Annotated in this window: 19 protein-coding genes; 4 read left to right on the forward strand and 15 right to left on the reverse strand. The window is 73.1% G+C overall.

Going from position 1 to position 21,234, the window contains the following annotated elements; all coding sequences use genetic code 11:
* Positions 1 to 10: 10 nt before the first annotated feature.
* The 7 genes from proB to QOZ88_RS13840 all read right to left on the reverse strand — a co-directional run bounded on the left by proB (position 11) and on the right by QOZ88_RS13840 (position 9,793).
* Positions 11 to 1,135 carry a glutamate 5-kinase gene (gene proB / locus QOZ88_RS13810; RefSeq protein WP_306000326.1) on the reverse strand — a complete coding sequence of 375 codons (1,125 nt, stop codon included), beginning with the start codon at positions 1,133 to 1,135 and terminating at the stop codon, positions 11 to 13.
* Entirely contained in the window at positions 1,132 to 2,667 is a 1,536-nt protein-coding gene (gene obgE / locus QOZ88_RS13815; RefSeq protein ID WP_306000327.1) for a GTPase ObgE, read from the reverse strand. The genes proB and obgE overlap by 4 nt, the downstream gene beginning before the upstream one ends.
* A gap of 86 nt (positions 2,668 to 2,753) precedes the next feature.
* Positions 2,754 to 3,011: a 50S ribosomal protein L27 gene (gene rpmA, locus QOZ88_RS13820; protein WP_091933064.1), complete on the reverse strand. Its 258-nt coding sequence runs from the start codon at positions 3,009 to 3,011 to the stop codon at positions 2,754 to 2,756.
* A gap of 7 nt (positions 3,012 to 3,018) precedes the next feature.
* Positions 3,019 to 3,330, reverse strand: coding sequence for a 50S ribosomal protein L21 (rplU, locus tag QOZ88_RS13825; protein WP_306000328.1), 312 nt, complete (start codon positions 3,328 to 3,330; stop codon positions 3,019 to 3,021).
* Positions 3,331 to 3,590: 260 nt separating this feature from the next.
* Positions 3,591 to 6,782, reverse strand: coding sequence for an Rne/Rng family ribonuclease (locus QOZ88_RS13830; protein ID WP_306000329.1), 3,192 nt, complete (start codon positions 6,780 to 6,782; stop codon positions 3,591 to 3,593).
* Between the two features lie 321 nt (positions 6,783 to 7,103).
* A complete protein-coding gene (locus QOZ88_RS13835; protein ID WP_306000330.1) occupies positions 7,104 to 7,871 on the reverse strand; it encodes a TIGR03936 family radical SAM-associated protein in 768 nt (255 codons plus the stop codon).
* Positions 7,871 to 9,793, reverse strand: coding sequence for a TIGR03960 family B12-binding radical SAM protein (locus tag QOZ88_RS13840; RefSeq protein ID WP_306000331.1), 1,923 nt, complete (start codon positions 9,791 to 9,793; stop codon positions 7,871 to 7,873). The genes QOZ88_RS13835 and QOZ88_RS13840 overlap by 1 nt, the downstream gene beginning before the upstream one ends.
* 161 nt (positions 9,794 to 9,954) lie before the next feature.
* On the opposite strand from QOZ88_RS13840, the gene QOZ88_RS13845 reads away from it, so the two are divergent.
* Positions 9,955 to 10,221 carry a helix-turn-helix transcriptional regulator gene (locus tag QOZ88_RS13845; RefSeq protein ID WP_306000332.1) on the forward strand — a complete coding sequence of 89 codons (267 nt, stop codon included), beginning with the start codon at positions 9,955 to 9,957 and terminating at the stop codon, positions 10,219 to 10,221.
* Positions 10,218 to 10,721 (forward strand): hypothetical protein, encoded by a 504-nt coding sequence (locus tag QOZ88_RS13850; RefSeq protein ID WP_306000333.1) that lies wholly within the window; start codon positions 10,218 to 10,220, stop codon positions 10,719 to 10,721. Before QOZ88_RS13845 ends, QOZ88_RS13850 begins: the two co-directional genes overlap by 4 nt.
* A gap of 109 nt (positions 10,722 to 10,830) precedes the next feature.
* On the opposite strand, the gene ndk is transcribed toward QOZ88_RS13850, so the two are convergent.
* Genes ndk through QOZ88_RS13870 form a run of 4 tightly spaced genes read right to left on the reverse strand, consistent with a single transcriptional unit; the run spans position 10,831 to position 13,486 of the window.
* Complete coding sequence (gene ndk, locus QOZ88_RS13855) at positions 10,831 to 11,241, reverse strand: nucleoside-diphosphate kinase (RefSeq protein WP_306000334.1); 411 nt, start codon at positions 11,239 to 11,241, stop codon at positions 10,831 to 10,833.
* Positions 11,242 to 11,252: 11 nt separating this feature from the next.
* Entirely contained in the window at positions 11,253 to 11,660 is a 408-nt protein-coding gene (locus QOZ88_RS13860) for a DUF4233 domain-containing protein (protein ID WP_306000335.1), read from the reverse strand.
* Entirely contained in the window at positions 11,657 to 13,009 is a 1,353-nt protein-coding gene (locus QOZ88_RS13865) for a bifunctional folylpolyglutamate synthase/dihydrofolate synthase (RefSeq protein WP_306000336.1), read from the reverse strand. The genes QOZ88_RS13860 and QOZ88_RS13865 overlap by 4 nt, the downstream gene beginning before the upstream one ends.
* A gap of 21 nt (positions 13,010 to 13,030) precedes the next feature.
* Positions 13,031 to 13,486 (reverse strand): YccF domain-containing protein, encoded by a 456-nt coding sequence (locus tag QOZ88_RS13870; protein WP_306000337.1) that lies wholly within the window; start codon positions 13,484 to 13,486, stop codon positions 13,031 to 13,033.
* 80 nt (positions 13,487 to 13,566) lie between these two features.
* On the opposite strand from QOZ88_RS13870, the gene valS reads away from it, so the two are divergent.
* A complete protein-coding gene (valS, locus tag QOZ88_RS13875) occupies positions 13,567 to 16,152 on the forward strand; it encodes a valine--tRNA ligase (RefSeq protein ID WP_306000338.1) in 2,586 nt (861 codons plus the stop codon).
* A gap of 96 nt (positions 16,153 to 16,248) precedes the next feature.
* Here valS and QOZ88_RS13880 read toward each other — a convergent pair whose 3' ends face one another.
* Positions 16,249 to 16,776, reverse strand: coding sequence for a DUF1697 domain-containing protein (locus QOZ88_RS13880; RefSeq protein ID WP_306000339.1), 528 nt, complete (start codon positions 16,774 to 16,776; stop codon positions 16,249 to 16,251).
* 236 nt (positions 16,777 to 17,012) lie between these two features.
* On the opposite strand from QOZ88_RS13880, the gene QOZ88_RS13885 reads away from it, so the two are divergent.
* Complete coding sequence (locus QOZ88_RS13885; protein ID WP_306000340.1) at positions 17,013 to 17,939, forward strand: DUF559 domain-containing protein; 927 nt, start codon at positions 17,013 to 17,015, stop codon at positions 17,937 to 17,939.
* Positions 17,940 to 18,215: 276 nt separating this feature from the next.
* Here the strand turns inward: QOZ88_RS13885 and clpX are convergent, their stop codons facing one another.
* The 3 genes from clpX to QOZ88_RS13900 form a co-directional block, all read right to left on the reverse strand.
* Positions 18,216 to 19,490, reverse strand: coding sequence for an ATP-dependent Clp protease ATP-binding subunit ClpX (clpX, locus tag QOZ88_RS13890; RefSeq protein ID WP_091935355.1), 1,275 nt, complete (start codon positions 19,488 to 19,490; stop codon positions 18,216 to 18,218).
* A gap of 298 nt (positions 19,491 to 19,788) precedes the next feature.
* Complete coding sequence (locus tag QOZ88_RS13895; RefSeq protein WP_306000341.1) at positions 19,789 to 20,418, reverse strand: ATP-dependent Clp protease proteolytic subunit; 630 nt, start codon at positions 20,416 to 20,418, stop codon at positions 19,789 to 19,791.
* 20 nt (positions 20,419 to 20,438) lie between these two features.
* Positions 20,439 to 21,077, reverse strand: coding sequence for an ATP-dependent Clp protease proteolytic subunit (locus QOZ88_RS13900; protein WP_374201379.1), 639 nt, complete (start codon positions 21,075 to 21,077; stop codon positions 20,439 to 20,441).
* Positions 21,078 to 21,234: the final 157 nt, after the last annotated feature.

Below are 21,234 nucleotides of genomic sequence, written 5' to 3' on the forward strand. Positions count from 1 at the left end.
GCCGGGGCGCTCAGCGCAGGCGTCCGACCAGCACCATCTCGTCGCGGTGCACCACCTCGCGGCGGTACTCGGCCGGGAGGTCGCCGGTCTTGCGGCCGAGCAGCCGGGGCATCTCCCGCGCGTCGTAGGCGACCAGCCCGCGGGCGACCACCACGCCGTCCGGTCCGACCAGCTCCACCGGGTCGTCGGCGAGGAACTCCCCCGCCACCCCGGTGATGCCGGCCGCCAGCAGCGAGGCGTGCCGCTCTCGGAGCGCGGCGACCGCGCCGTCGTCCAGGAGCAGCCGGCCCCGCGGGCGGCTGGCGTAGCGCAGCCAGAACTGGCGGGCGCTCGGCCGCTTGCCCATCGGCGCGAACAGGGTGCCCACCCGATCGCCGTCCAAGGCGCCCGCCGCCTGCGGGGTGGAGGTGACCACGACCGGCACCCCGGCGTGCGCGGCGATGAACGCCGCCTCGACCTTGGTCGCCATCCCACCGGTGCCCACGCCGTTGCGGCTGGCCGAGCCGAGGACGACCGAGGCCAGGTCCGCGGGGTCGCGCACGGTGTCGACCAGCTGCGCCGGCCCGGTGCGCGGGTCGCCGTCGTACACCCCGTCGACGTCGGAGAGCAGCACCAGGGCGTCGGCCTGCGAGACGTGGGCCACCAGGGCGGCGAGGCGGTCGTTGTCGCCGAAGCGGATCTCCTCGGTGGCGACCGTGTCGTTCTCGTTGACCACCGGCAGCACCCCGAGGTCCAGCAGCCGCTCCACCGTCCGGCGGGCGTTGCGGTAGTGGCTGCGGCGGGTGAGGTCGTCGGCGGTGAGCAGCACCTGGCCGACGGTGATCCCGTGCCGGGCGAACGCGTCGGCGTAGGTCTGCACCAGGCGCAGCTGCCCGACGCTGGCCGCGGCCTGCGCGGTCGCCAGGTCGCGGGGGCGCCCGTAGAGGCCGAGCGGTGCCAGCCCCGCGGCGATCGCGCCCGAGGAGACGAGCACGACCTGCCGGCCCGACGCCCGGACGGCGGCGAGGGCGTCGACCAGCGCGGTGAGGCGGTCGACGTCCAGGCCACCGGGCAGGGTGGTCAGCGAGGAGGAGCCGACCTTGACCACGACCCGGCCCGCCCCGGCGATGGCGGGGCGGGCGGCGGCCGGGGTCACCGGGAGCCCTCGCCGGCCCCACCGGGCAGGTCGTCGGCCAGCTCCTCGAGCTCGTCGTCGGTCCAGCCGTCCTCGGTGGCCTCGAAGGGCACCCGGCGGGCGCGCTTGGCCGCCAGCCGCTCGGACGCCCCGATGCGCTCGTTGCTCTCGAGCCGGTTGTCGGTGCCGCGCCCGCCGAGGCCCGCGGACTCCTCGGCGGTGAGGGTGCCGGCGGGCAGCGTCGGCGCCCAGTCGAAGGTGACGTCGCCGATGGTGACGGCATCGCCCTCACGGGCACCGGCCTTGGCCAGCTCCTCCTCGACGCCGAGCCGGTTGAGCCGGTCGGCGAGGTAGCCGACGGCCTCGTCGTTGCTGAAGTCGGTCTGCCGCACCCACCGCTCGGGCTTCACGCCGCGGACGACGAACGAGTCCGGGTCGTCGGGATCGCGCTCCACGGTGAAGCCGGTGTCGTCGACGGCCCGCGGGGTCAGCGTCACGCGCACCGGCTCGGGCGCCGGCAGCGCGGCCCGGTGCTCCTCCACGGCGCCGGCCAGCGCGTACCCGAAGGCGGCGAGCCCCTCCCCGGTGACGGCGCTGATCGGGAACACCTGCAGGCCGCGCGCCTCCAGGGCGCCGCGGACCAGGTCGACCAGCTCCCGGCCGTCGGGGACGTCGATCTTGTTGAGCACGGCGATGCGGAGCCGGCCGACGAGGTCCAGCTGGTCGCCGCCGGCCGCCGCACTCGAGTACAGGGCGAGTTCGTGCTCCAGCGCGTCGATGTCGGTCTCGGGGTCGCGCCCGGGCTCCATCGTCGCCATGTCGATGACGTGCACCAGGACGGCGCAGCGCTCGACGTGCCGCAGGAACTGCAGGCCCAGGCCCTTGCCGGCCGAGGCCCCGGGGATCAGGCCCGGCACGTCGGCCATCGTGTAGACGGTGTCGCCGGAGCGGACCACGCCGAGGTTGGGCACCAGGGTGGTGAAGGGGTAGTCCGCGATCTTCGGCCGGGCGGCCGACATCGCGGCGACCAGCGAGGACTTGCCGGCCGACGGGTACCCGACCAGGCCGACGTCGGCGATGCTCTTGAGCTCCAGCACCGCGTCGAAGGTCTCGCCCGGCTCACCCAGCAGCGCGAATCCGGGCGCCTTGCGGCGGTTGTTGGCGAGCGCGGCGTTGCCCAGCCCGCCCTTGCCGCCGTGGGCCAGCACCACGCGGGTGCCGGCGCCGACCAGGTCGGCGATCTGCCGGCCGTCGGGCGTGCTCACGACCGTGCCCTCGGGCACGCGGAGCACCCGCTCCTCGCCGCGCGCGCCGTGCCGGTTGCTCCCGGCGCCGGGGCGGCCGTTGGCCGCCTTCTGGTGCGGGCGGTGGTGGAAGTCCAGCAGCGTGTGCACGCTCGGATCGACCTCGAGGACGACGTCGCCGCCGTCCCCGCCGTTGCCCCCGTCGGGCCCGCCGAGCGGCTTGAACTTCTCACGGTGCACCGACGACACGCCGTGCCCACCGTTGCCGGCGGCGACGTGGATCGTCACCCGGTCGACGAAAGCGGCCATGCCCGCCGCCTCCTAGCTAGCTGACAAGCGCCACGAGCGCACGGGCCGGTCGGCCCGTGCGCTCGTGAGCGGAACGAATGTGGAGATCAGGCCTCGACCGCGGTGATGGAGACGGTCTTGCGTCCCCGTCGCGTGCCGAAGGTGACCGCGCCCGGCGCGAGCGCGAACAGCGTGTCGTCGCCGCCGCGGCCGACACCCAGGCCCGGGTGGAAATGGGTGCCGCGCTGGCGGACGATGATCTCGCCGGCCTTGACGACCTGGCCGCCGAAGCGCTTCACGCCGAGGCGCTGGGCGTTCGAGTCGCGGCCGTTCCGGGAGGACGAGGCGCCCTTCTTGTGTGCCATGTCGGCGTCAGCCCTTCGTGATGTCGCGGACCACGACGTCGGTGAGGCGCTGACGGTGCCCCTGACGCTTGTGGTAGCCGGTCTTGTTCTTGAACTTGTGGATGTGGATCTTCGGACCCTTGCCGTGGGCGAGGATCTCACCCGTCACGGTCACCTTCGCCAGGGCCGTCGCGTCGCTGGTGACGGTGTCGCCGTCGACCAGGAGGATGGCCGGCAGGGTGACGGTGTCGCCAGCCTCACCGGCGAGACGGTTGATCGTGAACGTGTCGCCCACGGCCACCTTGTGCTGGCTCCCGCCAGCCTTCACCACTGCGTACACCACTGACTCCTGTTCGCGTTTCTCACGTCGAGCTCTGTGTCCGGCGCGCACGACCGGGGGGCGCCGGGTGCTTGGACGGGCTGCGCACGCCATCCCGGCGGCGCCCGGAGGCGCCTGCGCGGTGGCGCAGCAACCCGTCCAGCGTACCCGAGCCGTCCCGGGGCGGTCGACGCACCCTGGTTGTGGCCCTGCTGACCCCGTTCCCCCGGATCGGCGACCCCGCTCGGGGGCCGCCGATCCGCGGGATGCCGGTCCGGGACCTAGCTGACCGGGGGGCCGGCCGGCCGGCTGGCCGCCCGGCGGCGCCGCGGCCGGGGAGCCGCGGCAGGTGCCTCGCCGTTCCCGGAAGCCTGCGTCTCCGGGGCCGGCGGGGCTTCATGCGTCTGCGGGACGTCGTGGGCCGGCGGGGCGTCCTTCACCTGCGCACCGGCGTCGGCGGCGTGCGCCACCCCGCCGGGGACGACGTCGGCGGCCGTCGTGGCCGGGGTGATCGGCACCGCGTCCTGCTCCGGGGCCTCCACGGCGGCGACCTCACCGGCCGGGAGGACGTCGTCGGCTCCCGTCGCCGCCTCGGCGGCGGGCACCGGCACCGGGGCCGTCCCCGGCAGCGGCGGGACCGTCGTCACCGGGGCGTCGGCCGCCTCGGGCGCGGGCGCCGCGGGGTCGACCTCCTCGACCGTCTCGGCGGAGCCGTCGGCGACGGGCTCGCCGGCCGGCGTCCCGTCGTCGGCGCGGGTGCCGGCGAGCACGGCGGCGTCCTCGGCCGCGCGCTCCTCCCCCGACTGCCCGCGGTTGCGGCGGCCCCGGCTGCGGCGACCGCCGCTGCGGCCGCCCTCGGTGGCGTCGCCGTCACCCGCGGAGGCTTCGGCGGCGACCGGCTGGGCCGTCTCCTCGACCTCCTTGGCGGCGGGGACCTCCTTGGCGGCGGGGACCTCCTTGGCGGGCGTCTCCTTGCCCGAGGTCTCCTTGCCGCCACCGCCGTTGCCGCGGTTGCGCCCGCTACCGGAGTCCTTGCCGCCGCCGGAGTCCTTCGCGGCGTCCTTCCCGCCGGAGCCGTTGCCGCCCGAGCCGCCGCCCCGGCGCTTCTCGTCCACCGGATCGGTGCTGACGACGATCCCGCGGCCGCGGCAGTGCTCGCAGGCCTCGGAGAAGACCTCCAGCAGCCCCTGGCCCACCCGCTTGCGGGTCATCTGGACCAGGCCGAGCGAGGTCACCTCGGCGACCTGGTGCTTGGTGCGGTCGCGGCCCAGGCACTCGGTCAGCCGCCGCAGCACGAGGTCGCGGTTGCTCTCGAGCACCATGTCGATGAAGTCGATGACGATGATGCCGCCGATGTCGCGCAGCCGGAGCTGGCGGACGATCTCCTCCGCGGCCTCCATGTTGTTGCGCGTCACCGTCTGCTCGAGGTTGCCGCCCGAGCCGGTGAACTTCCCGGTGTTGACGTCGACGACGGTCATCGCCTCGGTCCGGTCGATCACCAGAGAGCCGCCCGACGGCAGCCAGACCTTGCGATCCAGCGCCTTGGTGAGCTGCTCGTCGATCCGCAGGTCGCGGAAGACGTCGCCCTCGCCGGTGTAGCGGGTGAGCCGCTCGGTGAGCTCGGGCGAGACGTGCGCGACGTAGGCCTCGACGGTGTCCCAGGCGTCGTCGCCCTGGACCACGAGCTCCTTGAAGTCCTCGTTGAAGACGTCGCGGATGACCCGGATCGCGAGGTCGGGCTCGCCGTAGAGCAGCGTCGGCGCGTTCGACGTCGACTCCGACTTCTGCTTGATGACGTCCCACTGCGCCTTGAGCCGGTTGACGTCGCGCGTGAGCTCCTCCTCCGAGGCGCCCTCCGCGGCGGTCCGGATGATGACGCCGGCGTCCTCGGGGACGATCTTCTTGAGGATGTCCTTGAGCCGCTGGCGCTCGGTGTCGGGGAGCTTCCGGCTGATCCCGGTCATCGATCCGCCGGGCACGTAGACCAGGAAGCGGCCGGGCAGGTTGATCTGCTGGGTCAGCCGGGCGCCCTTGTGGCCGATCGGGTCCTTGGTGACCTGCACCAGGATCTTGTCCCCGGACTTGAACGCCTGCTCGATCGAGCGCTGCTTCCCCGAGAGCCCGGCGGCGTCCCAGTTGACCTCGCCGGCGTAGACGACGGCGTTTCGGCCCTTGCCGATGTCGACGAACGCCGCCTCCATGCTGGGGAGCACGTTCTGCACCCGGCCCAGGTAGACGTTGCCCGCGAACGACGTCGCCGAGGCCTGGGTGACGTAGTGCTCGACCAGCACGTCGTCCTCGAGGACGGCGATCTGCGTCCGCTCGCCGCGCTGGCGGATGACCATCGTGCGGTCGACCGCCTCGCGGCGGGCCAGGAACTCGGCCTCGGTGAGGATCGGCTGGCGGCGGCGGCCGGTGTCCCGGCCGTCCCGGCGGCGCTGGCGCTTGGCCTCCAGCCGGGTGGAGCCGGTGATGCCGCGGACGTCGTCGTCACTCGTCGTGCGGCCGTTGCGGCCGGCCCGCTCGGGGCGGTCGTCGTCGTCGGTGTCCTCGCCGCTGTCATCGGCGCCGGAACTGCTGCCCCGACGGCGGCGACGGCGCCGCCGGCGGGTGCCCGAGCCGGTCGAGCCCTCGTCGTCGTTGTCGTCCTCGTCGCCTTCGCCCGCGTCGCCGGACGTGTCCTCGTCCTCGGCGTCGTCGGTCTGCGGGCGCTCGTCGGCGGTGTCGTCGTCGGAGTCCGCGGAGTCCTCGCCGCTGCGGCCGCGGCCGCGGCCGCGGCGGCCACGCCGGCGGCGACGGCTCGCCGACGAGCCGCCCTCGTCGCGGTCCTCGCCGGAGTCGTCGCGGTCGTCGGCGTCCTCGGCCTGCTCGTCGTCGGTCTCGGCCTCGGCCCGCTCCGGCTGCTCCTCGGCGGCGCGGCGGCGCGAACGGCTGCGGCGGGATCGCGGCGCCTCCTCGGCGGGGGCCTCGTCGCGGTCCCGCTCCTCGGCGGTGCCCTCGGAGACGTCGGGCTCGGGCGACTCCGCGGGGCGGCGGCTGCGCCGGCGGGGCGCCGGGGGCGCGTCGTCGGGCGGCGCCACGAAGCTCACGAACGCCGGGATCGCCGCCGCGACGACCGGGCGCGCGGGCTCGACCGGCTCCGGGTCGGGCGCGGCCGCACCGGCCGGGCGGGTGGCCCGGCGGCGGGGGCGGGCGACGACCGCGGTCGGCTCCGGGGAGCTGAACTGGGCGCCGAACCGCGGCCCGGCCGGCTCGGGCTCCTCGGCCGCGGTCGCGTCCTCGGCCTCCGGCGTCGCGTCCTCGGCCTCCGGCGTCGCCTCGTCGTCCTCGTCGGCGTCGGTCTCCGCCGCCCCCTCCTCGGGGGCCGCCGGGATGCCGGTGGCCTCCGCCTCGGCGGGCTGCGGTGTGCCAGACGGGACGGCGGCGTCCGTCGTGTCGTCGGTGTCGGTGGTCGGGTGGTCGGTGTCAGCCACGAGGGCTCTCGCCTCCTGTGCTGCTCCCGGGCGCCGATCGGTGAGGACTGGCGGCCGCGCAGGAACACGGGGTTGGGCGGGGCGGGCCGCCGCGGGGGTGTGGCGGACGAACTCGCCCTGCGAAGTCTGTGGGCGGCTCCCGCGCGACGGTTGCCGCGGCAGGGAGCCGGTGTGCGGTGGTGCCCGTCCCGCGGTGACGCCGGGGGCGGTGGTGCGGGTCCTGCGGTGGTCTGGGCGTCCGGGCCGGGCTGGCCCGGGACGGGCGCGTCACGTCTGGCAGCCGTGCCGCTCGACAGCGCGCGGTCTCCGGGCGTCCGCCGGTCAGACCGTCGCGTGCTCCCCCTGGCAGCGGGTGCGCGCCGCACGGTCAGGACCGAGCGGATCGGCCACGGTCCCGGTGTCGTCGAGCCGGCCCTGCGCCTCACGCACGGCCCGGGGGGGCAACGGCGGGCGCAGGTCGGCGACGGCAGTCAGGGCGGCCAACACGTCGTCGGGTCGTACAGCGGGCGTCACCTGCCGGACGACCATGTGCAGTATGGCACAACCTGCCTCCTCCGCCGCCGAAGCGCTGGCGACGGCGGGGCGGGCGTCGACGTCCTTGAGGCCGTTCTTGGTCCGCTTGGCGACGGTGACCACGTCGGCCGCCAGGAACTTCTCCACCGCCGGGGCGAGCTCCACCAGCCGCACGCCGGGCAGCTCCACCCGCCAGACGGAGGTGTCGATCCGGTCGGCCAGCGAGCCGGTCCCCTGCACCGCCTCCACGCATTCCAGGACGGCGATGTCCTCGGGCAGCGCGGCGTCCAGCGCGGCCCGCACCGCCTCGGGGTCGCACCGTTCGGCGAGCCCGATCTCCACGTACTCCGCCTCGCTGGCCGAGCCCGTGGGCGCGGCACCGAGGTAGGAGATCTTCGGGTGCGGGCTGAAGCCGGCGGAGAACGCCATCGGCACCCGCGCCCGGCGCAGCGCCCGCTCGAGGGCACGGGCCAGGTCGCGGTGAGAGGCGAAGCGGAGCCGGCCCCGCTTGGCGTAGCGGATGCGGAGCTTCTGGACGGTCGGCGGCGGCGGTGGGCCGTCGGGCTGGCGGGCCATCAGACGACGGTGAGCGGGAGCAGGCTGCGGCCGGTGGGCCCGATCTGGATCTCGGTGCCCATCGTCGGGCAGACGCCGCAGTCGTAGCAGGGGGTCCACCGGCAGTCGGCGACCTCCTCCTCGGAGAGCGCCTCCTGCCAGTCCTCCCAGAGCCACTCCTTGTCCAGACCGGAGTCCAGGTGGTCCCAGGGCAGGATCTCGTGCTCGGTGCGCTCGCGGGTGGTGTACCAGTCCAGGTCTACGCCGAACGCCGGAAGCTCCTCGGCCGCGGCCTGCGTCCAGCGCTCGAAGGAGAAGTGCTCGCTCCAGCCGTCGAACTTCCCGCCCTCGCGCCACACCCGCTCGATGACGCGGCCGACCCGGCGGTCACCGCGGGAGAGCAAGCCCTCGATCACGCCGGGCTTGCCGTCGTGGTAACGCAGGCCGATGGAGCGGCCGATGCGGCGATCGCTGTTGATGGCCTGCCGGAGGAGCCTGAGCCGGGAGTCGATGGTGTCGGCGCTGGCCTGGGCCGCCCACTGGAAGGGCGTGTGCGGCTTGGGCACGAAGCCGCCGATGGAGACGGTGCAGCGGATGTCCTTGCGGCCGCTGGCCTCCCGGCCGGCGCGGATGACCTCGACCGCGAGCTCGGCGATCTCCAGCACGTCCTCGTCGGTCTCGGTCGGCAGCCCGCACATGAAGTAGAGCTTCACCTGCGTCCAGCCGTTGGCGTACGCCGTCGTCACCGTGCGGACGAGGTCCTCCTTGGACACCGTCTTGTTGATGACCCGGCGGATGCGCTCGCTGCCGCCCTCGGGGGCGAACGTCAGACCGCTGCGCCGCCCGTTGCGGGAGAGCTCGTTGGCCAGGGTGACGTTGAAGGCGTCGACCCGGGTGCTGGGCAGGCTGAGGCTGATGTTGGTGCCCTCGTAGCGGTCGGCGAGCTGCTTGGCGACCTGGCCGATCTCGGAGTGGTCGGCGCTGGACAGGCTGAGCAGCCCGACCTCCTCGTACCCGGTCGCCTTCAGCCCCTGCTCGACCATCGAGCCGATGCCGGTGATCGTCCGCTCGCGCACCGGGCGGGTGATCATCCCGGCCTGGCAGAAGCGGCAGCCGCGGGTGCAGCCGCGGAAGATCTCCACGCTCATCCGCTCGTGCACGCTCTCGGCCAGCGGCACCAGGGGCTGCTTCGGGTAGGGCCACTCGTCGAGGTCCATGACGGTGCGCTTGCCGACCTTGACGGGCACGTCGTCACGGGTGCGGGTGACGGCGGCGATGGTGCCGTCCGGCCCGTAGGAGAAGGCGTAGAAGCGCGGCACGTAGACGCCGTCGACCCGGGAGAGCCGGGCGAGCAGCTCCTCGCGGCCACCGGGGCGCCCCTGCGCCTTCCACGCCTTGACGACGTCGGTGATGTCGCCGACGGCCTGCTCGCCGTCGCCGAGGACCGCGCAGTCGACGAAGTCCGCGACCGGCTCGGGGTTGAAGGCGGCGTGCCCGCCGGCGACGACGACCGGGTGGGTCTCGTCGCGGTCCACCGCGTGCAGCGGGACCCCGGCGAGGTCGAGCGCCTCGAGCAGGTTGGTGTAGCCGAGCTCCGTCGCGAAGCTGACCCCCAGCAGGTCGAAGTCGCGCACCGAGCGGTGGCCGTCGACGGTGAACTGCGGGACGCCGTGCTCGCGCATGAGGGCGGCGAGGTCGGGCCAGACGGCGTAGGTGCGCTCGGCCAGGGCGTCGGGGCGCTCGTTGAGCACCTCGTACAGGATCATCAGGCCCTGGTTCGGCAGCCCCACCTCGTAGGCGTCGGGGTACATGAGCGCCCAGTGCACGGCCGCGGACTCCCACGGCTTGGTCTGGGCGTTGAGCTCGCCGCCGACGTACTGGATCGGCTTCTGGATCTGGGCCAGCAGCGGCTCGAGGCGGGGGTAGAGGGTCTCACCAGTCATGACCCGTCCAGGGTAGCCGCCGCGGCGTCCGGCCCATGGTGATCAGGTCACCTGATCGACAGGGGTCCTGGCTCAGCGTCGACGGGGAGCCAGGACCACACCAGGTGAGCCAGGATGACGGAGACTGGGCGAACTTTTGTATTAATGCTACGTTTCGTCGCATGGGGCGACAGCCGAAGTCCGAGGCGGACAAGGTCCACGACCGCATCGCAGTCCTCCGGGCCGACCGCGGCGTGAGCCGGAAGGAGCTCGCGGACGCCGTCGGGGTCCACCCCCAGACGATCGGCTACGTGGAGCGCGGCGAGTACAGCCCGTCGCTGGCCCTGGCCCTGCGCATCGCCCGCTTCTTCGACCTGCCGGTCGAGGCGGTGTTCTCGCTCGACCCGCTGCCCTCGCTCAGCGAGGAACTGCTCAGGAGGATGTCATGAGCATCTCCCCCGCCCAGACCTACCTGGCCCGCACCTTCGACGATGGCCGGTGGGCGTGGGCGCGGACCCGCCGCGTGCGCCGGCGGGCGGTCCTCGCCCAGGTCGCGCTGTTCGTCACACTGCTCGCGGCGACGCTCGCCGCGGCGGCCACCGACCAGGGGTGGACGACGACCTACTACGTCGCCTGGACGGTGGGGATGCTCGGCTTCATCCCGCTGCACTCGGTGCTCAACGCGGGCATCCGCGGGGTGTTCGACCGGAGCGCCCGGTCCCTCGACGAGCACCAGCTGCGGCTGCGCGACCGCTCGTTCACCGCGATGGCGTGGCCGGCGACGGCGATGCACTTCCTGGCGTGGAGCGGCGGCGTCACGGTGGTGGCGCTGAGCGACCACGTGGCGCTGGCGCTCTGCCTCGGCTTCCTGCTGTGGCTCGCCGCCGGGCTGCTCTCCTACTGGCACCTGGCCTGGACCGCCCCCGATGAGGGCGACGCCGACGCCTGATCCCCGCCGGTTACCCCATGATCAGCTTCCCTGATCGTGGAGCGTCCTCCCTCACGGTGCGCGGTGAGGGAGGACGCTCGATGATCAGGGGCCCTGATCCCAGCGGCGGTCAGCCGAGGTCGGGGAAGAAGAGCCGCACCTCGCGCGCGGCGGACTCGGGCGAGTCGGAGCCGTGCACGATGTTGTTCTGCACCTCGAGGGCGAAGTCGCCGCGGATGGTGCCCGGCCCCGCCTTCACCGGGTCGGTCGCGCCGGCCAGGGCGCGGAAAGCCTCGATGGCCCGCGGCCCCTCGACGACCAGCGCCATCAGCGGGCCGCCGGTGATGAACTCGACGAGGTCGGCGAAGAACGGCCGCTCGCGGTGCTCGGCGTAGTGGGTCTCGGCGGTCTCCCGGTCCAGGGTGCGCAGCTCGGCGGCGACCAGGCGCAGGCCCTTGCGCTCGAGCCGCGTGATCACCTCGCCGACCAGGCCGCGGGAGACGCCGTCGGGCTTGACGAGGACGAGGGTGCGTTCGGTCACGGGGCGGCAGCCTACGGGGTGGGCGTGGCGCTCCCGCCGCCGTCGGTGCGGTCCGGCGCCTCCACGGTGCCGAACGCGGTGCCGACCAGCTCCTTGCGCACCTGCAGGAGGTAGGCCCAGATGAGCAGGAACGCCCCCGCCACGAACCACATGACCCCGTTGATCAGCCCGGTCGCCAGCAGGGGTACCTGCAGCGCCGTGCCTATCACCAGCCCGCGCGGGCGGCGCTGGATCCCGCTGCCGAGGATCAGGACGAGGGCCAGCACGAGCAGCAGCGCGAGCAGCCCCCCGCCGAGCCCCTCGTCGGTCTGGGCGATGCCGCGGGGCACGAACAGCACCGCGATGCCCTCGAGCACCAGCACCGCGGCGGCGGCCCCGCGCAGGGCCTTGGCGGCCCGGGGCGGGTCGGCAGCGGTCACCGCGAGCCCCGCCCCATGAGCGTGCGCGCCTCACCGGCGGTGATCACGCTGCCGGTCACCAGCACGCCCGAGCCGCCGAGGGCGTCGTCCGGACCGGCCTCGGCCAGCTCGACCGCCTCGGTGAGCGCCTCGGGGAGCGCCGGTTGGACGCTCACCCGGTCGGCGCCGAAGACGTCGACGGCCAGGGCGCCGAGCGCGTCAGCCTGCATCGCGCGCGGCGAGCTGTTCTGGGTGACGACGAGCTCCGCGCAGATCTCCTCCAGCGCGGCGAGCATCCCGGCGACGTCCTTGCCGTGCACGCAGCCGACCACGCCGACGAGCCGGGTGAAGTCGAAGGACTCGCGGACCGCCTCGACCGTCGCCCGCATGCCGGCCGGGTTGTGCGCGGCGTCGACCAGCACGGTCGGGCTGGTGCGCACCCGCTCCAGCCGGCCGGGCGAGCGCACGGCGGCGAACGCGGCGCGGACGGGCTCCTGCTCGATCGGCCCGGTCGCCGCGCCCGCGCCGAGGAACGCCTCGACCGCGGCCAGCGCCGTCACCGCGTTCTGCGCCTGGTGGGCACCGAACAGCGGGAGGAAGACCTCCTCGTACTCGCCGCCGAGGCCCTGCAGGCGCACCTGCTGCCCGCCGACGGCGACCCGCCGCTCCAGCACGCCGAACTCGGTGCCCTCGCGGGCGACCACCGCCTCCACCTCCACGGCGCGGCGCACGAGTGCGTCCAGCGCACCCGGCTGCTGGTGGGCGAGGACGGCGATCGAGTCGGCGGCGATGATCCCGGCCTTCTCCCCCGCGATCGTCGCGACGTCGGGGCCCAGGTACTCCGCGTGGTCGAGGTCCACCGGGGTGACGACGGCGACGCGGGCGTCGGCCACGTTGGTGGCGTCCCAGGTGCCGCCCATGCCCACCTCGATGACGGCGACGTCGACCGGCGCGTCGGCGAACAGGGCGTAGGCCATGCCGACCATGACCTCGAAGAAGCTCATCGGGGTCTCCCCCGCGGCGTCGACCATCTGCACGTAGGGCGCGATGTCCTCGTAGGTCTCGACGAAGCGCTCGGCGCTCACCGGCTCCCCGTCGAGGACGATGCGCTCGCGGATCGACTCCAGGTGCGGGCTGGTGAACCGGCCGACGCGCAGGCCGAAGCCGCGCAGCAGCTCGTCGATCATCCGCGCCGTCGTCGTCTTGCCGTTGGTGCCCGCCACCTGCACGACCGGCATGGCGCGGTGCGGGGACCCGAGCAGGTCGACCAGCGCGCTGATGCGGATGAGCGACGGCTCCAGCCGGCTCTCCGGCCACCGGGCCAGCAGCTCGTTCTCGACCCGGGCCATGTCACCGGTGCTGCTGCTCACCCGGTCAAGGATGCCAGCCGCTCACCAGGCCCCGGCGCGCCGCGGGGGTGGGCCGCCGACCACGCCACCACCCGCGTGCCGCCAGTCGCTCGGCGACGCCGTCTCGACTACCCGCTTGCCGAGCGGGAACAGGCCGACGGCGGCCAGCTTGAACGAGGCGATACCGAAGGGGATCCCGATGATCGTGAGGCAGAACCCGATGCCCGCGACCACGTGCAGGAGGGCGAGCCACCAGCCGGCGACGAGGAACCACAGCAGGTTGCCGATCGCCGACGCGACGCCCACGCCCGGTGCGCGCACCGTCGTCCGCCCGAACGGCCAGACGACGAAGCCGGCCAGCCGGAACGAGGCGATGCCGAACGGGATGGTCACGACCAGCAGGCAGGCGATGACCCCGGCCAGCAGGTAGGCCAGCGCGAGGATCCAGCCCTGGAGGACCAGCCAGACGAGGTTGAGCAGCAGGCGCAGCGTGTCCACGTCATCTCCACGGACGACACCGGCGCAGCGTTCCCCGGCGGGGCGGAAGCCCGTTGCCCGCCCTTCCTAGGATGAGCGGCATGGTTCCCGACATCGCGACCCCGGACACGACTGCCCCGGCTGCGACCGTCGGCGTACCCGACAAGCCGACCGTCGACGGGCTCGAGGAGAAGTGGATCGGCCGCTGGGCGGCCGAGGACACCTACGGCTTCGACCGCGATGCCGCGCTGGCCGCACCGCGCGAACGGATCTGGTCGATCGACACGCCCCCGCCGACCGCCAGCGGTTCGCTGCACGTGGGGCACGTCTTCAGCTACACCCACACCGACATCGTCGCCCGCTACCAGCGGATGCGCGGCAAGCACGTCTACTACCCGATGGGCTGGGACGACAACGGCCTGCCCACCGAGCGGCGGGTGCAGAACTACTACGGCGTGCGCTGCGACCCGGGGCTGCCCTACGACCCGTCCTTCGAGCCGCCCGCGAAGCCCGGCAAGGACCAGGTCCCGATCTCGCGCCGCAACTTCGTCGAGCTGTGCATGCAGCTGACCGAGGACGACGAGGCCGAGTTCGAGAAGCTGTGGCGCCGCGTCGGCCTGTCGGTGGACTGGACCAACGTCTACCGGACGATCTCTGAGTCCTCCCGGGCCACCGCGCAGCGGATGTTCCTGCGCAACCTGGCCCGCGGTGAGGCCTACGCGCAGGAGGCGCCGACCCTCTGGGACGTCACCTTCCGCACCGCCGTCGCCCAGGCCGAGCTGGAGGACCGCGAGCGCCCCGGCGCCTACCACCGAATCGGGTTCTCGGGCCCCGACGGCCCGGTCTTCATCGAGACCACCCGGCCCGAGCTGATCCCGGCGTGCGTCGCCCTGGTCGCCCACCCCGACGACGAGCGCTACCAGCCGCTGTTCGGGACGACGGTCCGGACGCCGCTGTTCGACGTCGAGGTGCCGGTGGTCGCGCACCGCCTCGCCGAGCCGGACAAGGGCTCGGGCATCGCGATGATCTGCACCTTCGGCGACCTCAACGACGTCACCTGGTGGCGCGAGCTGCAGCTGCCGACCCGGGCGATCGTGGGCTGGGACGGCCGGCTCCTGGCCGACCCGCCGGCCGACGTCCCCGCCGGGCCGTACGCGGAGCTCGCCGGGAAGACCGTCTTCAGCGCCCAGCAGCGGATCGTGGAGATGCTGCGCGAGTCCGGCGACCTCGAGGGCGACCCCCGGCCGATCACCCACCCGGTGAAGTTCTTCGAGAAGGGCGAGCGCCCGCTGGAGATCGTCACCACCCGCCAGTGGTACATCCGCAACGGCGGCCGGGACGCCGACCTGCGCGACGCCCTGGTCGCCCGCGGCCGGGAGATCCAGTGGGTGCCCGAGCACATGCGGCACCGCTACGACAACTGGGTGGAGGGCCTCAACGGCGACTGGCTGATCAGCCGCCAGCGCTTCTTCGGCGTCCCCTTCCCGGTCTGGTACCGCCTCGACGAGGCCGGCGAGCCGGACTTCGAGAACCCGATCCTGGCCGCCGCGGAGTCGCTGCCGGTCGACCCGTCGTCCGACGTGCCGCCGGGCTTCGAGGAGTCGCAGCGCGGGAACCCGGGCGGGTTCATGGCCGACCCGGACGTCATGGACACCTGGGCGACGTCGTCGCTCTCGCCGCAGGTGGCCTCGGGCTGGGACACCGACCCGGAGCTGTTCGCCAAGGTCTTCCCGATGGACCAGCGGCCGCAGGCGCACGACATCATCCGGACCTGGCTGTTCTCCACCGTCGTGCGGGCGCACTTCGAGCACGGCACCGTGCCCTGGACGCACGCCACCATCTCCGGCTTCGTGGTCGACCCCGACCGCAAGAAGATGTCGAAGTCCAAGGGCAACGCGACGACGCCGATCGACGTCCTGGAGCGGTACGGCACCGACGCGGTGCGATGGCGGGCCGCCGGGGCGCGGCCGGGTGCGGACTCGCCGTTCGACGAGGCGCAGATGAAGGTGGGCCGGCGCCTGGCGATGAAGATCCTCAACGTCGGCAAGTTCGTGCTGGGCCTGGGCGCCTCGGCCTCGCTGACCGCCGACCAGGTGACCCAGCCGATCGACCGCGCGCTGCTCACCGGGCTGGCCGCCGTGGTGGAGGACGCCACGGCGGCGCTGGAGTCCTACAACTACACGCGCGCGCTCGAGGTCACCGAGGCGTTCTTCTGGTCGTTCTGCGACGACTACGTGGAGCTGGTGAAGTCCCGCGCCTACGGCTCGGGCGACGCGGCGACCTCCGCCCAGGCGGCGCTGGCGGTCGCGCTCGACGTCCAGCTGCGGCTGTTCGCACCGGTGCTGCCGTTCGCCACCGAGGAGGTCTGGTCCTGGTGGCAGACCGGCTCGGTGCACCGCGCGGCGTGGCCGGCCGCGTCCGAGCTGCCGGCCGACGGCGACCCGGCGATCGTCGCGGTGACGGCGGCGGCGCTGGCCGCGGTGCGCAAGGCGAAGTCCGACGCCAAGCAGTCGATGCGGGCCGAGGTGGAGACGGCGACGGTCACGGTGGCGTCCGACCGGCTGCCCCTGGTCGAGGCCGGGCAGTCGGACCTCGTCGACGCCGGGCGCATCCGCACGCTGACCGTGCGCCCGGGCGAGGGCGAGCTCACCGTCGACGTCGTCCTCGCCGAGGTCGCCGAGGGCTGATCTCCCTGCATGCGGGGCCTGCCCCCCGAGTGAAGTGCGCCGAGGGCGCGTTCTCCCGCTGGGAACGCGCCCTCGGCGTACATCGCCTCGGATCGTTCAGCGGGTGAGCTCGACGAGCTTGCGCACCGTGTTCCAGTTGCGGTTGGTGCCCGCGGCGCCGAGCAGCTGGGCCCAGGTTCGCTCGGTCCTGCGATCGCTCTCCAAGCCATCGGGCCGCCAGACGTACACCTCGCGGCCTCGTGGCACGTACTGCCAGCCGTCGGTCGGCGGAAGTGCCGCCACGCGCTCAAGGTCGAGCGGCTGGGCGTAGAAGGTGACCGAGTAGCGCGCCGGGTTGGTAGCGATGTGTCCGAGCGGATCGGCGGCGCGCACCCCGGCCAGCTCCTCCGCCGTCCGGACGACGACGGGGACGTCGAGCGCGAAGTGCTCCGCGATCGCCACGGACACATCGGCGGCGAGCTCGGCCTCGGGCAACGGGCTCTCGAGCAGCACGTTCCCGCTGGCGAGGTGGGTGCGGACGGCGCCGTACCCGCGCGCGGTCAGGACCTCCCGCAGCCTGGGCATGGAGACGCGGCGGGTGGCGCCCAGGTTCACCGCCCGCAGCAGGACCACGTACCGCGTCACCCCGTGGACGCTAGCGCCGCGTCGCGCCGATCCCCACCCGTCGCCATCTTCGCCCCCGCCACCCGCGCCACCCGCGCCACCCGCGCCACCGGCACCACCGGCACTCGCTGGACGTTGTCCCTCAGCGCGACATCCGGTCCCCCGGAATGTCCGCTGTCCGGACAACGCCGCGGGGGTTGTCCACAGCTGAAGGCGCTGGACACGGACGTGGGCCTGCCATCCCCCACGCTGTGGCCGTGCACGAAGTCCTCGAGCTGCTCGGGCCGACCCGCATGTCGTCGACGGCGACCCTGTCGCGGTTCGTGGCACCGCGCACCATCGGGCGCTGGCTGGCCGGCGGCCGCCTCGTGCAGCTGCACCCCGGGTGGGTCACCGTGCCGGACCTGGTCGACGACTGGACGGTGCGCGCTCACGCAGCCGCCTCCTACTGCGGAGGGCCGCTCAGCCACTGGAGCGCACTGGCCGTCCACGGCCTCGTGGAGGAGTACACCCGGTTGCACGTCACGGTGCCGCCGGGATCGAGGGTGCGCTCGGCACCGTGGCTGCGCGTGCACCGGAGCCGGTTGCCGTGCGGGCTGACCACCGCGCGAGGGCTGGTGACGACACCGGCGAGCCGGGCGCTGGTGGACACCTGGGGTGACGCCCACCGCACCACGGCGATGCGGGCCTCCCCCGGCCTGGCCCGGGCAGCGGTGCTGCGTGCGGTGCAGCGACGAAGCGTGCAGCCGACCCAGGTGGCGGCCGAGCTGGACCGCCGTCCCAACCTGCCCGGGCGGGCGGCGCTGCACGAGTTGCTTCGGCTCGTCGCCGGCGGGAGCCGCAGCGAGCTGGAGATCTTCGGCCTCCAGCACATCCTCGCCGTCCCCGGGCTGCCGGAGTGCCGGCGTCAGCACCGGGTGCACCTACCCGACGGGCCCGTCCTCCTCGATGCCGCCTGGCCCGAGGTCCTGCTGGCGGTCGAACTGGACGGTGCTGCCTTCCACGGCTCCGAGGAGGCACGGAAACGCGACCTGCGCCGGGACGCCACCCTGGCCGTCCTCGGCTGGCAGACCTTGCGTTTCAGCTACCGACGGGCCACCTCGGATCCGACGGGTTGCCGCGCCCAGATCGCCGAGATCTACCGCCATCGCCTGGGCAATGCCCCTCAGACGGACATTCGATGAGCGCGAATGTCGCGTCCGGGGTCATCGCTCCACCGGCAGCCACGGCCTGGGCCGCGCTGCTGGCACTCGGGAGACCGCGGCCGGGGCGGGAACGCGGCAATCCCGCGACCGGGCCGGCAACGCGGGATGCCGGCGACCGGGCCGGCGACGCGGCGAGCCCGCCCCCCGGGGCCGGGGCCGGGCTCGCCGTCGTCCGGCGCCGGCTGGTGGAGCGCTGAACGCCAGAGGCCCAGAACCCGGTGGATTCTGGGCCTCTGGCGTTCACTCAGCTGCGGATCAGGCCGACTTCTCGCGGGGGGCGCGGGTGGGCTTGCGCGGCACGATCGTCGGGTTGACGTGCTCCAGCACGACCTCCTTGGTGATCACCACGGAGGCGACGTCCTCGCGGCTGGGGATGTCGTACATCACCGACTGGAGCACCTCCTCCATGATCGCGCGGAGCCCGCGGGCGCCGGTGCCGCGGAGGATCGCCTGGTCGGCGACGGCCTCGAGCGCGTCGTCGGTGAACTCCAGCTCCACGCCGTCGAGCTCGAACAGCTTCCGGTACTGGCGCACCAGGGCGTTCTTCGGCTGGGTCAGGATGTTGATCAGCGCCTGGCGGTCCAGCTTGCGGACGCTGGTGATCACCGGGAGCCGGCCGATGAACTCGGGGATCATGCCGAACTTCAGCAGGTCCTCGGGCATGACCTCGGCGAAGGCGTTGGCGTCCTCGATCTCCTGCTTGCCGCGGATCTCCCCGGCGAAGCCGATGCCCTGCTTGCCCGCGCGGGCCTCGATGACTTGCTCCAGGCCGGCGAACGCGCCACCCACGATGAACAGCACGTTGGTGGTGTCGATCTGGATGAACTCCTGGTGCGGGTGCTTGCGGCCACCCTGCGGCGGCACCGACGCCGTCGTCCCCTCGAGGATCTTCAGCAGCGCCTGCTGCACGCCCTCGCCGGAGACGTCGCGGGTGATCGACGGGTTCTCGCTCTTGCGGGCGATCTTGTCGACCTCGTCGATGTAGATGATGCCGGTCTCGGCGCGCTTGACGTCGTAGTCGGCGGCCTGGATCAGCTTCAGCAGGATGTTCTCGACGTCCTCACCCACGTAGCCGGCCTCGGTGAGGGCCGTGGCGTCGGCGATGGCGAACGGGACGTTCAGCATCCGGGCCAGGGTCTGCGCGAGGTGCGTCTTGCCGCAGCCGGTGGGACCGATCAGCAGGATGTTGGACTTCGCCAGCTCGACGGCGTCCTCGCGGGAGGCGCGGTCACCGCCGGCCTGGATCCGCTTGTAGTGGTTGTAGACCGCGACCGAGAGCGTCTTCTTGGCCTTGTCCTGGCCGATGACGTACTGGTCGAGGAAGTCGTGGATCTCCTTGGGCTTGGGCAGCTCGTCGAACTTCAGGTCCGACGACTCCGAGAGCTCTTCCTCGATGATCTCGTTGCAGAGGTCGATGCACTCGTCGCAGATGTAGACCCCGGGGCCAGCGATGAGCTTCTTGACCTGCTTCTGGCTCTTGCCGCAGAACGAGCACTTGAGCAGATCACCGCTCTCACCGATTCGTGCCACCTGCTGACCTCCACCTCGACAGTCGCCGGTCCTGGTGTCAGGTACCCGCGGGTTGGACCCTGCTTGCTTGTCTTCTGCCCCTGCTCGGCCTCGCTGACAGGCTGCCCCGCGAAGCTCTCCTCCCGGCGGTGCAGGCCGGGGATCGGGCGTCCGCCGAACGTACCCGCCGCCTCCGGTCGGTCCGGGCAATGACTCACCCGGATCGCCCGAGGCCGTTCCTCTTCTGTCCCGTCGTGCCCTCGGACCCCCGACGGTACGGGCCGAACACGCGTCCCGCGCGTCCCCGGCCCGTACCGGATCAGGAGGTGGGGAGGGCGTTCAGCTTCCGGCTCTGGATCACCTGGTCGACGATCCCGTACTCCTTGGCCTCCGGAGCGGTCAGGATCTTGTCGCGGTCGATGTCGGCGCGGACCTGGTCGGCGGTCCGGCCGGTGTGCCGCGCCAGGATCTCCTCCATCTGCGTGCGGACCCGCTGGATCTCGGCGGCGTGGATCTCCAGGTCGGAGACCTGACCGCCGGCCTCGCCCGAGGGCTGGTGGATCAGCACGCGGGAGTACGGCAGCGCGAGCCGCTTGCCCGGCGTCCCGGCCGCGAGCAGGACGGCGGCGGCCGAGGCGGCCTGGCCCATGCAGACGGTCTGGATGTCGGGCCGGACGAACATCATCGTGTCGTAGATGGCCATCAGCGAGGTGAAGGAGCCACCGGGCGAGTTGATGTAGATGGTGATGTCGCGGTCCGGGTCGGCCGACTCGAGCGTGATCAGCTGCGCCATCACGTCGTTGGCCGACGCGTCGTCGATCTGCACGCCGAGGAAGATGATGCGCTCCTCGAAGAGCTTGTTGTAGGGGTTGGACTCCTTCATGCCGTAGCTCGTGCGCTCCACGAAGGAGGGCAGGATGTACCGGCTGGAGGGCATCTGGAAGCTCATCTGTCTGTGTCCTCGGGCGCTCAGTTGTCGGAGACCGGGTTGGCGCTGTCGGTCATCGCGGCACGGCTGACGACGTGGTCGACGAAGCCGTACTCGAGCGCCTCCTGCGCGGTGAACCAGCGGTCGCGGTCGGCGTCCTTCTCGATCTGTTCGACGCTCTGACCGGTGTGGAATGACTGCAGCTCGTTGAGCTCCCGCTTGGTGCGGCGGAACAGGTCGGCCTGGATGGCGATGTCGGCCGCGGTGCCGCCGACGCCGGCCGAGGGCTGGTGCATCATGATCCGCGCGTGCGGCAGGGCGTAGCGCTTGCCCTTGGTGCCGGCGGTGAGCAGGAACTGGCCCATCGAGGCGGCCAGGCCCATGCCGTAGGTGGCGACGTCGCAGTCGATGAACTGCATCGTGTCGTAGATGGCCATACCGGCGCTGACCGAGCCGCCGGGCGAGTTGATGTAGAGGTGGATGTCCCGCTTCGGGTCCTCCGCGGACAGCAGGAGCATCTGGGCGGCCAGCTGGTTGGCGATGACGTCGTCGACCTGGGTGCCCAGGAAGATGATGCGCTCGCGCAGCAGGCGCTCGTAGACCGAGTCGCCGAGGTTCATCCCCCCGCCGTTGGCGCGCAGCAGCGGCGCACTGGCCAGGTTCGGGTCGGTGGTGCTCACGGGTGCGGTGACCTCCGTAGGACGCGTGTCGTGGCAGTCGGTCTCGGTGTGGTGCAGGCCCGGAACGGCCCGCCGGGGAGCGGTACCCCCCGGCGATCGCCTGAGTCCTGTCGACCCTAACGCGCACCTGCGACGGGACGGTCCCCGTGGCGGCGGT

Source organism: Blastococcus carthaginiensis (genome assembly GCF_030731085.1).
Lineage (GTDB): Bacteria > Actinomycetota > Actinomycetes > Mycobacteriales > Geodermatophilaceae > Blastococcus > Blastococcus carthaginiensis.